This is a genomic window from Bradyrhizobium sp. CCBAU 45394, from assembly GCF_028128655.1.
Classification (GTDB): Bacteria; Pseudomonadota; Alphaproteobacteria; order Rhizobiales; family Xanthobacteraceae; genus Bradyrhizobium; species Bradyrhizobium diazoefficiens.
On the sequence record NZ_LBIX01000155.1, the window covers coordinates 36562 to 50866 of the forward strand.

The following is a 14305-nucleotide window of genomic DNA, read 5'->3' on the forward strand; positions in this document are numbered from 1 at the left end:
CAATCGCGAATAAAAAACGGAGGCCTCGTGGCCTCCGTTTTCGTTTGGATGTCCTGGGCTCAATTGCCGCCGGGCTGACCGAACGACAGCCGCTCGGCCAGGACGGCGGCCTGCGTGCGTGAGCCGACGCCGAGCTTGCGCAGGATGGTCGAGACATGGCCCTTCACCGTCTGCTCGGCAATGTCGAGCTCGCCCGCGATCTGCTTGTTGAGCTTGCCCTCGACGATCATCGCGAGAATGCGGAGCTGCTGCGCCGACAGCGTGGCCATGCGCGCGGCCAGCTCGACATCGGCGCTCTGGATCGAGCCCCGTCCCCCGACATTGGGCGGCATCCAGATTTCACCGGCGAGGATTTTTGTGATCGCGTCGGCCATCTCCGGCAGGCTGAGCGATTTCGGGATATAGCCGGACGCGCCATAGGCAATAGCGCGGCGGATCGTGGCGGCATCCTGCCGCGCCGAGATGATCGCGACCGGCACCGTCGGGAACTGCGCCGACAAGATGAACAGCGCGGCAAATCCCTGAATGCCCGGCATCGTCAGGTCCCACAGGATCAGGTCGATCTCGTCGGACTGGGATGACAGCACGCTCAGCGCCTCGTCGAGCGACTGGCAGGCGACGATGTCGAGATCGGGCAGCACGGTCGAAAGCGCGCTGCGCAAAGCGGCCTGTACCAGCGGGTGATCGTCACCGATGAGGATGCGCATGGTCACGCCGGGGAAGTCCTCTGTTTCGCTCCGAACTGCCGGCTCAGGGCTTCGCCGCCGAGGAAGCGCCGCAGCGCCGCCGGTTTGACCGGCTTCGACAGGATCGCGCAGCCGCGTGCCCCCGCCTCCTTGCGCACCGCCTCACTGCGATCGGCGGTGACGACCAGCGCGCGGACGTCGCGACCCGACTTCTGCCTGAGATCATCGAGAAAGTCCAAGCCGCTGCGGCCGCCATCGAGGTGATAATCGAGCAGCACGATATCCGGCGGACTGGCCGCGGCAGCGAGCATCGCTCCGTCAGCGTCCGCAGCGACCAGCACATGGTGCCCCCATCCGCCGAGCAGTGCCGTCAGGCCATCGAGAATGGTCACATCATTGTCGAGGCACAGGATCGTCATCGCGCGCTCGGCGGCCGCGGGCGCCGGGCTTGCCGGCTTGCGCTGAAGCGATGTCCCCGCGCCGCGTGCCAGCGGCACCGTGACGGCAAAGCCGGAACCGCGTCCCGGCCGCGATCGGACGTCGACGGCGTGGCCCAGCAGCCGGGAGACACGATCCACGATCGCAAGGCCGAGGCCCAGGCCCTTCTCCGGTCCGGGCGCGAGACGCTGAAACTCCTCGAAGATCCGCTTCTGATCCTCCGCCGCGATCCCGACGCCGGTGTCCCACACTTCGATGCGCAGGTCGCCGCCGCGCCGCCGGCAGCCGAGCAGGATACGGCCCTTGGGCGTATAGCGCAGCGCGTTCGACAGCAGGTTCTGGAGGATCCGCCGCAACAGATGCGGGTCGCTGCGCACCGCGAGCCCGCAATCGACGACGCGCAGGACAAGCCCGCGCTCCCGCGCCATCGCCGAGAACTCCACTTTCAGCTGCACGAGCAGATCCGCGATCGGGAATTCGAACGGCTCGGCACGAACGGCGCCGGCATCATAGGAGGAGATGTCGAGCAGCCTGTCGAGCACATGTTCGGTCGAGCGTAGCGCCGTGATCGCGCTGCTCGCCAGGTTGCGCTCCTTGTCGACTCCGCCCGATGACGCGGAGATGTGCAGACTCTCGTCGAGCGCGGACAGGAACAACCGCGCCGCGTTCAGCGGTTGCAGCAGATCGTGGCTGGCCGCCGCCAGGAAGCGGGTCTTGCCGAGATTGGCCTGCTCGGCCTCCGCCTTGGCCCGCTCGAGCGCCTCGGTCCGCTCACGGACACGCAGCTCGAGATCCTCGTTCGCCCGCCGCAGGGCTTCCGCCGCGCGGTGACGCTCGGTTACGTCGGTATAGGTCGAGACGTAGCCGCCCTCCGCGATGCGATCGTAGACGATCTCGAGCACGGTGCCATCCGGCCGCTTGCGCTCGTACAGATAGGGCCAGCTCTGCGTGGCGACATCACGATTGACCAGGAGTGCGGCGAATTCGGATGCGGCATATTCGCCGCGCTCGACGTTGAAGGCGATCAGGTCCGCCAGCGGGAGGCCGACACGCACGAAGTCCGGAGGCAGGTCCAACAGCGCGATGAAGCGGCCGTTCCAGGCCGTGATGTTGAAATCGGCATCGAACGCGCAGATGCCCTGCGGTACGCTTTCGAGCGTGCTCTGCAAAAGCGTGCGGTTGAAGCGCAACGCCTCGGAGGCCTCGTCCAGCATCGCCATCGCCTCCCGCCGCGACAGCGAGTGCCCTTCCAGCGAAGCTGCGATCACCACGCGCGCCGACGCCGCGCCGATTGCACCGGCGAGAAGGTTCTCCGTGAATCGGATCGAGTCGAGATCGACGAGACCCGATGGGTCGAGACGCGGCCCGGTACCGGTCGTGCGGGAGGCGAGATAGCCGTCGAAAGCCGCCGAGCCCCGCTCCACGCCGACAAAACGCAGCGTCAGCGCGCGGAGATCGTCGAGGCGAACCACCACGCGCGAGGACAGCTTCGGGACCATCTCGCGGACGACGCCGTCGGCGAATGCGGCGGCCTGGTTGCGCTCGACGGTCGACTGCCGTCCGAGCGTCGAAAATGCCAGAAAACAGACGAGGTTGGCCGCAAGGCTCCACAGCGTCGCATGCGAGATCGGATCGAGCCCGTCGATACCGAACAGCGCGTTTGGCTTGAGCCAGGCGAGCTGCCATGGGCCCAGGCGAACGATCTCCCCGACCGCGGGCCAGAGCGGCGCGGCCGAGGGAAGCAGCAACGTATAGGCCCAGATGCAGAATCCGGCCGCGATCCCGACCGACGCGCCGACCTTGTTGGCGCGCGGCCAGTACAAGCCACCGACGAATGCCGGTCCGAACTGTGCGACGGCGACGAACGACAACAGACCGATCACGGTCAACGGATAGGCCTGGTTGACCAGGCGGTGCGTCAGATAGGCGAGCAGCAGGATGCCGAGGATCGAGAGCCGGCGCACCGCCACCAGCACGGAGGTCATCGGCCGGCTCTGCGCACGCAGGCCGAAGAACCGGGAGCGCAGCAGCAGCGGCATGATGACATCGTTGCAGAGCATGGTGCTGAGCGCGACGGATGTCATGATCACCATGCCGGTGGCGGCCGACAGACCGCCCAGGAAGGCGATCAGGCTGACGGTGCTCGCGTCCGCCGCGATCGGCAGCGAGATGACGTAGGTGTCGGGGTCCATCATGGCGCCGAACCTGGCGAGCCCCGCCGCAGCGATCGGCAGGATCAGCAGACTGAACAGCGCAAGGTAGGCCGGGTAGAGCCACGCCGCAGTGCGCGTATGCGCCGGCGCCTCGTTCTCGACCACGGCCACGTGAAATGCCTGCGGCAGGCACAGGAAGGCGATAGCCGAGATGATGATCGTCGAAGGCCAGACCGGCTGCATCGGGTCGAAGCTCAGGATTCTCGTCAGTTGCGGATCCGATTGAAACTGCGACAGCAGGGCGCCCGGCCCGCCGGACAGCCCGAACAGCACGAACAGCGCGACAATCAGGAACGCGATCAGCTTGACGACGCTCTCGAACGCGATCGCGAGCATCAGCCCGCGATGATGCTCGCTGGCGTGGACATGCCGGACGCCGAACACGATCGCGAACAGCGCCATCGAGGCGGCGACGCCGAATGCGGAGTCCTGCCAGAACCGCAGCGCCTCGCCGCCCGCCCGCTCCGGCTGGAGGATCAGATAATCGAAGCTCTTGCCGACGGCCTTGAGCTGAAGCGCGATATAGGGAAGCACGCCAAGCAGCGATGCGAGCGTCACGAAGGCCGCGAGTACCTGGCTCTTGCCGTAGCGCGCGGCGATGAAGTCCGAAACGGAGGTGACGTTCTGCGCCTTCGCGATCGCGATGACCTTGGACAGGAGCGTCTGGCCGAACAACAGCACCAGGGTCGGGCCGATGTAGATCGTGGCGAAGTCCAGTCCGCTGGTGGCGGCACGCCCGACCGATCCGTAGAAGCTCCAGGAGGTGTTGTAGACCGCAAGCGTCAGGCAATAGCTGATCGCGGCCGCCCAGGAATTTGGCGAGACCAGCGGCCCACCTGCGCTCCGCCGATCGCCCCACCAGGCCACCAGGAACAGCGTGGTCACATAGCCGGCAGCGACCGCAAGAACGAACCACGCCTGCAAGACATCCTCACCCGAGACCATCCGATCCGCCCCCGACGAGCGGCCGGAGCGCCGGGGCGGATACTAGAGCGTTTTCAATCGCATGGAAGGCTATTCGTGCCGGAGGGATTGGCGGCCGGAGATCTCCGGCCGCCGGTGAGGCCAACCTCAGGCTGCCTCGCGGGACAGCCGCTCCTGCGGCATGCGCTTGATCACCAGGTTGACCACGACGGCAACCACGATGTTGAGGGCGAGCGCCAACAGACCGGTGTAGATCGCAACCGGGCCAGCCCCGAGGTCAATGCCGTGCAGCGGCTTCAACCCGTCCGACCAGGCCAGCCACGATCCGCCTGCGAGGCCGACGGCCCAGCCGGCCAGGAGCGCGGTGCTCGAGAACCAGTTCAGATAGAGGCCGAACACCAGCGCCGGCAGCGTCTGCAGGATCCAGAGCCCCCCGAGCAGCTGCAGGTCGAGCGCGAACTGCGTCGGCATCAGCAGGATGGCGAGCAGCGCGCCGACCTTCACCAGCATGGAAGTGATCTTGGCGACCTTCGCCTCGCCCGACGGCGTCACCTTCGGATCGATCCACACCTTCCAGAAGTTGCGGGTGAACAGGTTGGCCGCGCCGATGCTCATCACGGCCGCCGGCACCAGCGCGCCGATGGCGATGGCGGCGAAGGCAAAGCCCGCGAACCAGCTCGGAAACAGCGTCTTGAACAGCGCGGGCACGACGTCGTTGTTGCTCGCGAGCTTCAGTCCCGCCGCATGTCCCATGTAACCCAGCAGCGCAAGCAGGCCGAGCAGCAGCGTATAGGCCGGAAGCAGCATCGCATTCTTGCGAATGGTGTTGCCGCCGGACGAGGCAAAGATGCCGGTCAGCGTGTGCGGGTACATGAAGGCGGCGAGCGCCGAGCCGAGCGCCAGCGAGGCGTAGGGCACGACCTGTGCCGGTGACAGCAGGATGCCGCCCGAGCCCTTGGCGGCGAATGCCGCATCCGCCGCGGTGAAGATCGCGCCGTAGCCGCCGAGCTTCGACGGCACGATCGCGATCGCGGCGATCACCACGATGTAGATCATGATGTCCTTGACGAAGGCGATCAGCGCCGGCGCGCGCAGGCCCGACGAATAGGTGTAGAGCGCCAGCACCAGGAAGGCGAGGACGAGCGGCACCTCGCCGCTCAGCCCCAGCGCCTTGATCGCCACCTCCATGCCGATGAGCTGGAGTGCGATGTAAGGCATCGTCGCAAGCACGCCCGTCGCCGCAACGGCGAGCTCGAGCCCACGCGAGCCGTAAGCACCGCGAACCACGTCGCCTGCGGTGACGTAGCCGCGCTCCTTGGCGACCTTCCACAACACCGGCATCACCGCGAATACGAAGGGATAGACGATGATGGTGTAGGGAAGCGCGAAAAAGCCGTAGGCGCCGACCGCATAGACCAGAGCCGGAACGGCGATCACCGTGTAGGCGGTGTAGAAGTCGCCGCCGACCAGGAACCAGGTGATCCAGGTCCCGAACTTGCGGCCGCCGAGGCCCCACTCGTCGAGATGGGCGAGCGTCTCCGGCTTGCGCCAGCGCGCTGCGACGAAGCCCATGCCGGTGACGAGGACGAACAGTGCGAGGAAAACGGCGAACGCCGCGCTATCGACATTAGTCAGCACGACGCACGCTCCTGTAGACGATGTAGGTGAGCAGCGAGGTCAGCGGCACCCAGGCGAGCTGGTACCAGTAGAAGAACGGGAAGCCGAGCAGCTGGGGCTCCCGGATATTGTAGAACGGCACGATCATCAGGCCGACGAACGGCAACAACAGCAATAGGCGTACCACGCGCTCTCCTCCCCTGTGAGTGAAACGACGCGCGTCCTTGGCGCGCGACTTGAGCGCGATATAGCTGACATCGCCGCCGGCCCCGCCCCCTACCTTGGCTCGGCCAGACCCCCATACTTTCGTATCGTCACCGGACTCTCGCCGTCCTGAGCAGCGCGCACGCCGCGGTCATCGCGCGACGCCGATGCGTGTCGCGCGTGAGACGAATGATGGACGGAGGGACCGCTACTGCCGCTTGCGCTCGCTCGCCGCCGGCTTCGGCGGCTCGGCTGGCGGCGGGGCGGCTGCCGGCGCGCTGTTGCTGGCGCCGAACAGCACGCGGGTCGGGTTGCGGTCGAAATTGTTCACGGCGCGGCTGATGTCGCCGAGGGTGCGGCGGCCGTCCGAGATCAGCAATCCGGAGCGCTTGTCGAAATCGTCGGCGAGTTCGCGGATCGACTTCACCGCCTGGAACAGCTCGCCGCCGTCCTTGCCGCCGGCGAGCGTGTTGAGGCCGAGCATGAGGTTGTCGGCCTTGAGCATCACGCCGTCGACCTTGGCCATCACGCCGTCGATCTTCTCGGAGTTGCGCGCCAGCGAGTTGGTGAAGGTCTCGAGGTTCTTCAGCGAGTTCTTCACCGATTCCTGATTGTCGGCGACGATCTTGTTGATGTTCTGGAGCGTGCCGCGGATCGCTTCGGTGACGTCCTGGAGCTTGTTGGGATCGGCCGTCAGCGACGGGATGCCGTCCTCGTCGAGCGGCGGCGGCGGCGCTGCCTCCTCGCCGCCCTTGAGCGAGATTGCGGCGACGCCCGTCAGGCCCTGGAATTCGAGGCCGACCAGGGTGTCCTTGCGGATCGGGGCGTTGTTCTCGACCATGGCGAGTGCGACAACCCGCCGCGGGTTGTCGAGCTTCACCGAGACCACTTCACCCACCCGGATACCGTTGAAATTGACACTGCCGCCGTTGCGCAGGCCCGCCGCCGGGCCTTCGAACACCACGCGCAGGGGACTGCGCTGCTTGGTGGTGTGCAGCGACTGGAACCACAGCACGAAGCCGATCGCCGCGGCAATCACTGCCAGCGTGAACGATCCGATCAATACGTAATTCGCCCGCGTTTCCATCAGGTACTCCGGCTACCACTCAGCCCATGACCGCGCGGGCGCGCTTGCCATGGAAATATTGCCTCAGCCAGGGATGCTGCGAGGCCTGCATGTCGGCGATCGACCCTGCCGCAATGATCTTACCGTTCCCTAAAACGGCGATGCGGTCGCAAGCGGTGTAAAGGCTGTCGAGGTCGTGCGTTACCATGAAAACGGTCAGCCCCAAAGTGCGCTGGAGCGTCCTGACCAGCTCGTCGAAGTCGCCGGCGCCGATCGGGTCGAGGCCCGAGGTCGGCTCGTCGAGGAAAACGAGGTCCGGATCGAGCGAAAGCGCGCGTGCGAGCGCCACACGCTTGATCATGCCGCCCGAGAGCTCCGACGGGAAGCGCTCGGCGACCTCGGGCTTCAGGCCCACCATGGTCAGCTTGGCCATGGTGATCTCGTCCATCAGCCGCTGCGAGACGCGCAAGTATTCGCGCATCGGGAACTGGATGTTCTGCCGCACGGTGAGCGAGGAGAACAGCGCGCCCTGCTGGAACAGCACGCCCCAGCGCCGCTCGACGTTGCGGCGCTGCGAGGTGTTGGAGGAATCGAGGTCGACGCCGAATACCTCGATGGAGCCTGCCACCTTCGGCACGAGGCCGATGATGGTGCGCGTCAGCACCGACTTGCCCGCGCCCGATGGGCCGACGAAGCCGAGGATCTCACCGCGCTTGACGTCGAGGTTGAGGCCGTCGAGCACGCGCGTCGCGCCGAACTGCACGGTGATGTCGCGGACGCGGATGATGGGATTTTGGATCCCGTTTTGGGTTTCCTGGGCCATCGTCACATCCCGATCGAGGCGAAGAAGATGGCGAACACGCCGTCCATGACGATGACGAAGAAGATGCCCTTCACCACCGACGCGGTGGTGTGCTGTCCCAGCGATTCCGCGCTGCCCTGCACGGCGAGCCCTTCGACGCAGGCGACGATGCCGATCACGGCGGCCATGACCGGCGCCTTGACGATGCCGACGATGAAATGGTCGATCGAGATGGCATCGCGCAGGCGGAGCAGGAAGGCTTCGGGATCGACGCCGCCATAGAGCCAGGCGACGAGCCCGCCGCCATAGAGCGCGGCCATGGCGCCGAGGAAGGCCAGGATCGGCAGCGCCAGCACCAGGGCCAGCATGCGCGGCAGCACCAGCACCTCGATCGGGTCGAAGCCCATGGTGCGCAGCGCGTCGATCTCCTCGCGCATCTTCATCGAGCCGAGCTCGGCGGTGTAGGCGCTGCCCGAGCGGCCCGCGACCATGATGGCGACCAGGAGCACGCCGATCTCGCGCAGCACCAGCACGCCGAGCATGTCGACGACGAAGATGTCGGCGCCGAACCTGCGGAAATGGAAGATGCCCTGCTGGGCGATGATGCAGCCGATCAGGAAGGTGATCAGCACGATGATCGGCACCGCGCGCCAGCAGACCTGCTCCATGTGGTGCACGGTCGAGGTCAGGCGGAACGAGCGCGGATGGATCAGCACGCGGCCGCCCGCCGCGAGCACCGCGCCGAGCATGTCGATCAGGCCCGCAACCGTCCCGGCGACCCCCGCCACGGCCCGGCCGATCTGCTCCAGCATGCCGGTGATGGTGATCGTGCCGGCGTCGACCACCGGCGTCGCCCTCACCCGCCGGACCTCGTCGACGAGGCTCGAATAATTGGCCGAGAGGCCCGCGATCTGCGCCTCGACGGCGCCCTGGGTCAGGCTGCGGCGCAGCCGCTCGATCAGCCACGCGCCGAAGGTGTCGAGCTTGGCGACCTCGGAGACGTCGATGAAGATGCTCTGGGGGCTGCCGGCCAACTTCTCGGCATCCGCCACCATCCGCTCCAGGACCGGCGCGAAGCTCGCGGTCCAGGTTCCGGTGGCGCAGAGTGCCAGCGCATTGCCCTTCGCAATCCGTTCCAGCTTCGGATCGCTGCTCAAGATGTCCGCTCCCGTGCCGGGGCGGAGGAAATCAGATAGTTGCGCACGCGCCCTTACCCGGAGAAGGTATCCCCAACTGGTTAATGTTAGTTGCTAGAGGTAACTAGCAGGTTCAGATTTCGCCAGAGTTCAAAATGACTTCCAGCAAAGTTCCGGCACTTCGGGCGCGAATCGAGCGCTTTCCCATCGCCGGCAGTTTCACCATCAGCCGGGGCGCCAAGACCGAGGCCGTGACCGTTGTGGCCGAAGTGAGCCAGAACGGCCTCACCGGCCGCGGCGAATGCGTGCCCTATCCCCGCTATGGCGAGACCCCCGAGGCAACCCTGGCCGCCGTCCAGGCCATGCAGGCGGCCGTGGCAGGCGGTATCACCCGGCAGGCGCTGCAAGTCGCCATGCCGCCGGGCGCCGCCCGCAACGCGCTGGATTGTGCCCTGATCGACCTCGAGGCCAAGGCGGCGGGCCTGCGGGCCTGGAGCCTGCTGGACCGCCCGATCCCGGGCGAGCGCACCACCGCCTACACGATCTCGCTGGGCACACCCGAGGCCATGGCCGCAGCGACCGCGAAAGCGGCGCACCGGCCGCTGCTCAAGATCAAGCTCGGCGGCGACGGCGACGACGCCCGCATCGCAGCGGTGCGCAAGGCCGCCCCAGAGTCCGAGCTGATCGTGGATGCCAACGAGTCCTGGACCGAGGCCAATCTGGAGCACAATCTCGCCGCCTGCGACGCCGTCGGCGTCACCCTGGTCGAGCAGCCGCTGCCGGCCGGCAAGGACGACGCGCTGGCGCGGATCAGGCGGCCGCTCGTGGTCTGCGCCGACGAGAGCGTGCACGACCGCAGCTCCCTCGCTCCCCTGCGCGAGCGCTACGACGCCGTGAACATCAAGCTCGACAAGACCGGCGGCCTCACCGAGGCGCTCGCGATGGCGGATGCGGCGCAGTCGCTCGGCTTCGAGATCATGATCGGCTGCATGGTCGCAACCTCGCTGTCGATGGCCCCCGCGATGCTGGTGACGCCGCAGGCGCGCTTCGTCGATCTCGACGGCCCGCTGCTGCTGGCGCGCGACCGCGATCACGGCCTGCGCTATGACGACAGCCTGGTCTATCCGCCCTCCCCCTCGCTGTGGGGATGAGCCTTGAGCCGGTGTCGCGCCGACCAGATGACAAGCGCGCCGGCCGCGGCCATCGCGGCCATCACGTAATACAGGCCCTCGCCGATGCGGGCGTAGATCGCGCCTGACGCGATCGAGGTCGCCGCGCCCAGCAACCCGTTGCAGGCGGCGTAGTAGCCCTGCCCCCGCGCGATCTGATGCGAGGGCACGCGCTGCACCAGCAGATTCATGGTGCCGACCATGGTCATGCCGAAGGAGAGGCCGTGGCCGAGCTGCACGATCGCGAGCAGCGCCAGCGACGGCTCGCTGGCGGTGACGATCCAGCGCACCACGGCGCTCAGTCCCCCGATCGCCATCAGCGAGGACGGATGCAGCGAGAAGCGCGGCGACAGCGCGAACACGACGATCTCGGCGATCACACCCAGCGTCCACAGCCCCGCGATCGTCAGCCCGCCGTGACCATGGAGCTGCCAGGTGATGGCCGAGAACGTGTAGAAGGCGATATGGCTGCTCTGGATCAGCGCCGCCGAGGCGATCACGGCCCAGAAGCCGCCATCGTGCAGCAGCGCCTTGCCGGCATGCGTCTCCGTCGTCCTCCGCCTGAGATCGTCGAGCGGCTGAAGCCGCAGGCTGGCGAGAACCGCAACGACGGCCCACGCGACGATCACCCAGATCAGGTCGCGCGCCGCGATGCTGTCGACGAGATAGCCGCAGGCGAGCGAGCCGGCGGCGAACGCCGCCGAGCCCCACAACCGCAAGGGTCCGTAATCGAGTCCGTAACGGGCGACACCGCGCAGCGCATAGGCATCGGTCAGCGGCATCGTCGGCGTCCACATCATGCAGGTCAGCGCGTAGATCAGGAACAGCGCCAGCGGCTGCTGCTGCAGGCCGACGGCCGCAAATCCGATCGCGGTCGCCAGCACCGACACCATGATGCCGGCGCGAATGGCATGTCGCTTTTCGGCGAAGGCCGCGACCTGCGGCAGCGTGGTGAAGCGCGTGATCGCCGGCAGCGCGTTGATGAGGCCGATCCAGGCCGCGTCGATACCGATCGCCTTCAGCCAAACCGGGAAGAAGGGCATATGCGTGCCCAGGACCGCGAAGAAGGCCGAGTAGAACAGGGCAAGGCTCACGGCGAATCGCCGCTTCACGGCGGCTTGCGTGGGGATTTGTGATTCGCCTGCCATCAAACCAATTGCGATTCGGTCGATATCGTGGTGATCGTTACAGTAACGCGCGGTGATTTGCGCGACGAGATTGTCATGGCCAACGAAGCATTCGCCCTCTCGCCCATGTCTGCCCGCGCGGCCGAGCCGAACGAGCAGGATTACGACGCGATCCGCGAAGCCTTCATGGAGACCGCGCGCGGCCGCTGGTTCCTCGGCGAATATGCCAAGCGCAACCGCAATGCCGACACGAGCATGGTGCTCGATGCGGTCGCCAAAATCGAAGAAACCCTTGCGGCACAGCGACAACCCGTCGTCGAGGACCGTCTGCCCGAGGCGCTGGTCGAGATCCGCCGAGCGATCCGGGAAGCCGAGACGATCGCGATCGCGGCGTTCGACCCCGCGGCGATCGAGGCGAGCCTTGCCCCGATCCCGCGCGGCGTGCGCATCATCAAGGAGATCTCCTGGCGCTGGCGCGAGATCGGCGCCGACGGGCGAATCTGCGACCTCATTGATTCGCAGCTCGCCTCGATCGAGGCCGCCTGCGGACAGGTTTCGACCCTCGACCCCCGCGTCGAGCTCAAGGCCGCATTCGATCTGCTGAGGGATCGGGTCGAGCAGCTCGATGCCGACGGCGACGCAACGCCGCAGGCGACGGCAGTGCGTTCCTCGGCAGCTCCGGTGCGGGAAGCACCGCCGTCCGTCGCAGAAGCTTCGCCTCTCGAGGCTGCGCCCGCCGCGATGGCGAGCGAAACCGCCGTGGCTTTTACGGAGACGCCGCAGGACATCACGGTGGCTGCCGAGCCCGAAGCCGCCGCTGAGACGGCCGGCGACGCTGAAGCGTTCGCAATTGCCGAGCAGGCAATGGATGCCGCCGTCGAGCCGGAGATTGCAGCCGAAAGCCCGATCGCGCTCGAAGATGCCGCCCCGGAAGACGCCGCTTTCGAAGAGCCCGCGTTCGCGGAAGTCGCCGACGAGTTTTCACTCGACGCCGCCGCGGAAGCCGAGGACGACGCCGTGCTCGCAGCCATCGCGCTGGAGATGGCCGCGCCCGATCCTGATTTCGACGAGATCATCGAGCCGGTCGAGATGGCAGCGGCCATTCCCGAGCCGATGATCGCGGAGGTCGCCGCGCCCGTTGCTGCCGTGCTTCGGGAGCCGGCCGCGCCGGAACCCGCCGCCGCGCCGATCGCGGAGGCGCACGCAGAAGAAGCGCCGATCGCGATGGAATCGCTGGCGCGCCTTACCAATGCCATCGCGGAAGCCGCCGCCGAAGTGATGGAGCAACCCGCCCCGGCCATGGCGGCCACGGCCTCATTCGCAGCCGCGCCGACCGCGCCGCTGCCGATGCCCTCGCCCTTGTCGGCGTCCTTGTCCGAGTCCTCGCTTGGCGCCACCATCCTCGCCAGCGGCATCCTGCAAAAACCCCGCGCGCCCGCCAACGACCCGCTCGCGCCGATCCGCCGCATGACCCAGGCCGAGAAGATCGCGTTCTTCTCGTAAGGCGGGCGCACACTCTCTCAACATCGTCATTGCGAGCGCAGCGAAGCAATCCAGAGTCTTTCCGCGGCCACAGTATGGATTGCTTCGCTCCACTCGCAATGGAGGCGCCGTTGGCCCCGTCATCCTGAGGTGCGAGCCTTGCGATGCGAAGCATGGCAAGCCGAGCCTCGAAGGATGAACGGCCCCGATGCAGCCGGGCCGTCGCCCTTCGAGGCTCGCCGAAGAGGCGAGCACCTCAGGGTGACGGTGATAGATGGACGCTCGCAATGGTGACGATCAGCGTCACCCGCAATTCCACACCGCGCCGATCGGTGTCCGCGTCCAGCACGGGCCAAAGCTGCCGCCGTTGTAGCGGCCGCCGCCGAAGCCGGGGCGGCCGAAATAATGCCACTCGCCGTCCCAGCGATAATATTGGGGAACCGGATCGATGTACCAGTGGCGCCGGTCGTTGCGCGCAAGGCGGCGCATCGCGTCCTTCTGCTTGTAGAGCGGAATGCTGTTGCTCAGCGGCTGGCGATAGCCCGGCAGGAAGCCGTAGCCGTGCCAGACCGGCTTGGGGCGCTTTTGAGCGGGCTCGGCGGGCGCGACGGCCGGCAGCAGAGACAGGATGACAGCAACGAATAGACACATAAGGCGCGACATGGATCGACCATAGACAGCCGGTTGCGAGATGACCATTCAAATTCGAGTGCAGAACTGTTTGCAGCCATGCGCAGGATATCGCAGACGGGAATTGCGTCACACCCTGCGTGAGAAGCGGCGATCTTGTTGATCGAACGCAAGGCGTCCGCTAACTGATCACGCCCTTGCGGATCAGGAAGCATCCATAGCCCCTGCTGTCCCCGACCTGCACGACGCCAAAGCCCGCCGCCGCCGCGCGATAGAAATCCGGACGCGCCAGCTTGCCGGGAGCGACAGTGCGGCCGGCGGCGCGCTCGATTTCCGCGAGCACCGCGCGCTGCACGTCGGGCACGCGATCGGGATCGTCCACCGGCATCATCACGCGCACCGGATCGGGATCGAAATCGTCGAGCGGGTAGACCGACATGATGGCGCGGGCGGCAGTCTCCATGCGCATGCCCGGCAGCTGGATCAGGCGCCGCGAGGATGTCGCAGCGGCGATACGCGTTGCCGGATGATTGGCGTCGACGAAAACGAGGTCGTCGCCATGGCCCATCGAGGCCAGGAGCCAGAGCAGATCGGGCGTCAGGATCGGATCGATCGATTTCAGCATGTGACGGCATTTCCCCTAAAGGCTTGTCTTTCGCCGGCGAAACCGGCCATTCACCATAGCAGGTTCCAAGCGTGATTCAGATCACGCTGCCACCCATGGTGACAGGGATCACGGACCCCGGGCTCGAACGCGGCCAGGCTTCCTCGCAACCAATCTCGCATCGAGATCAGTGCCAGAGGAGCACGC

The 14305-nt window shown here is 66.7% G+C and carries 12 protein-coding genes; 2 read left to right on the forward strand and 10 right to left on the reverse strand.

The window, feature by feature from the left end; translation table 11 throughout:
• Positions 1–59 precede the first annotated feature (59 nt).
• From WN73_RS17115 to WN73_RS17145, 7 genes are all read right to left on the reverse strand, one after another.
• Positions 60–713, reverse strand: a complete 654-nt coding sequence (locus WN73_RS17115) for a response regulator transcription factor (RefSeq protein WP_011088629.1) — start codon at positions 711–713, stop codon at positions 60–62.
• Positions 710–4282 carry a hybrid sensor histidine kinase/response regulator gene (locus WN73_RS17120; protein WP_271553918.1) on the reverse strand — a complete coding sequence of 1191 codons (3573 nt, stop codon included), beginning with the start codon at positions 4280–4282 and terminating at the stop codon, positions 710–712. Before WN73_RS17120 ends, WN73_RS17115 begins: the two co-directional genes overlap by 4 nt.
• 126 nt (positions 4283–4408) lie before the next feature.
• Positions 4409–5899, reverse strand: coding sequence for a monocarboxylate uptake permease MctP (gene mctP / locus WN73_RS17125; RefSeq protein WP_271553919.1), 1491 nt, complete (start codon positions 5897–5899; stop codon positions 4409–4411).
• Positions 5889–6065 (reverse strand): DUF3311 domain-containing protein, encoded by a 177-nt coding sequence (locus WN73_RS17130; protein WP_028173432.1) that lies wholly within the window; start codon positions 6063–6065, stop codon positions 5889–5891. The genes mctP and WN73_RS17130 overlap by 11 nt, the downstream gene beginning before the upstream one ends.
• Positions 6066–6290: 225 nt before the next feature.
• Positions 6291–7169, reverse strand: coding sequence for an MlaD family protein (locus tag WN73_RS17135; RefSeq protein WP_011088633.1), 879 nt, complete (start codon positions 7167–7169; stop codon positions 6291–6293).
• Positions 7170–7188: 19 nt separating this feature from the next.
• Positions 7189–7971 (reverse strand): ABC transporter ATP-binding protein, encoded by a 783-nt coding sequence (locus tag WN73_RS17140; RefSeq protein WP_028173242.1) that lies wholly within the window; start codon positions 7969–7971, stop codon positions 7189–7191.
• Between the two features lie 2 nt (positions 7972–7973).
• A complete protein-coding gene (locus WN73_RS17145) occupies positions 7974–9107 on the reverse strand; it encodes an MlaE family ABC transporter permease (RefSeq protein WP_028173241.1) in 1134 nt (377 codons plus the stop codon).
• Between the two features lie 134 nt (positions 9108–9241).
• Between WN73_RS17145 and dgcA the strand changes: the two genes are divergently transcribed.
• Positions 9242–10237: an N-acetyl-D-Glu racemase DgcA gene (gene dgcA / locus WN73_RS17150; RefSeq protein WP_271553922.1), complete on the forward strand. Its 996-nt coding sequence runs from the start codon at positions 9242–9244 to the stop codon at positions 10235–10237.
• On the opposite strand, the gene WN73_RS17155 is transcribed toward dgcA, so the two are convergent.
• Complete coding sequence (locus WN73_RS17155; RefSeq protein WP_271553923.1) at positions 10207–11403, reverse strand: MFS transporter; 1197 nt, start codon at positions 11401–11403, stop codon at positions 10207–10209. The two genes, dgcA and WN73_RS17155, sit on opposite strands and share 31 nt — an antisense overlap.
• A 75-nt stretch (positions 11404–11478) precedes the next feature.
• On the opposite strand from WN73_RS17155, the gene WN73_RS17160 reads away from it, so the two are divergent.
• Positions 11479–12885 carry a hypothetical protein gene (locus WN73_RS17160; protein ID WP_271553924.1) on the forward strand — a complete coding sequence of 469 codons (1407 nt, stop codon included), beginning with the start codon at positions 11479–11481 and terminating at the stop codon, positions 12883–12885.
• A 282-nt stretch (positions 12886–13167) separates the two neighbouring features.
• Here WN73_RS17160 and WN73_RS17165 read toward each other — a convergent pair whose 3' ends face one another.
• Together WN73_RS17165 and WN73_RS17170 are read right to left on the reverse strand one after the other, a co-directional pair.
• On the reverse strand, positions 13168–13527 hold the full coding sequence (locus tag WN73_RS17165; RefSeq protein ID WP_039185965.1) for a hypothetical protein: 360 nt from the start codon (positions 13525–13527) through the stop codon (positions 13168–13170).
• A gap of 148 nt (positions 13528–13675) precedes the next feature.
• Positions 13676–14119 carry an RbsD/FucU family protein gene (locus WN73_RS17170; RefSeq protein WP_182868918.1) on the reverse strand — a complete coding sequence of 148 codons (444 nt, stop codon included), beginning with the start codon at positions 14117–14119 and terminating at the stop codon, positions 13676–13678.
• Positions 14120–14305 lie beyond the last annotated feature (186 nt).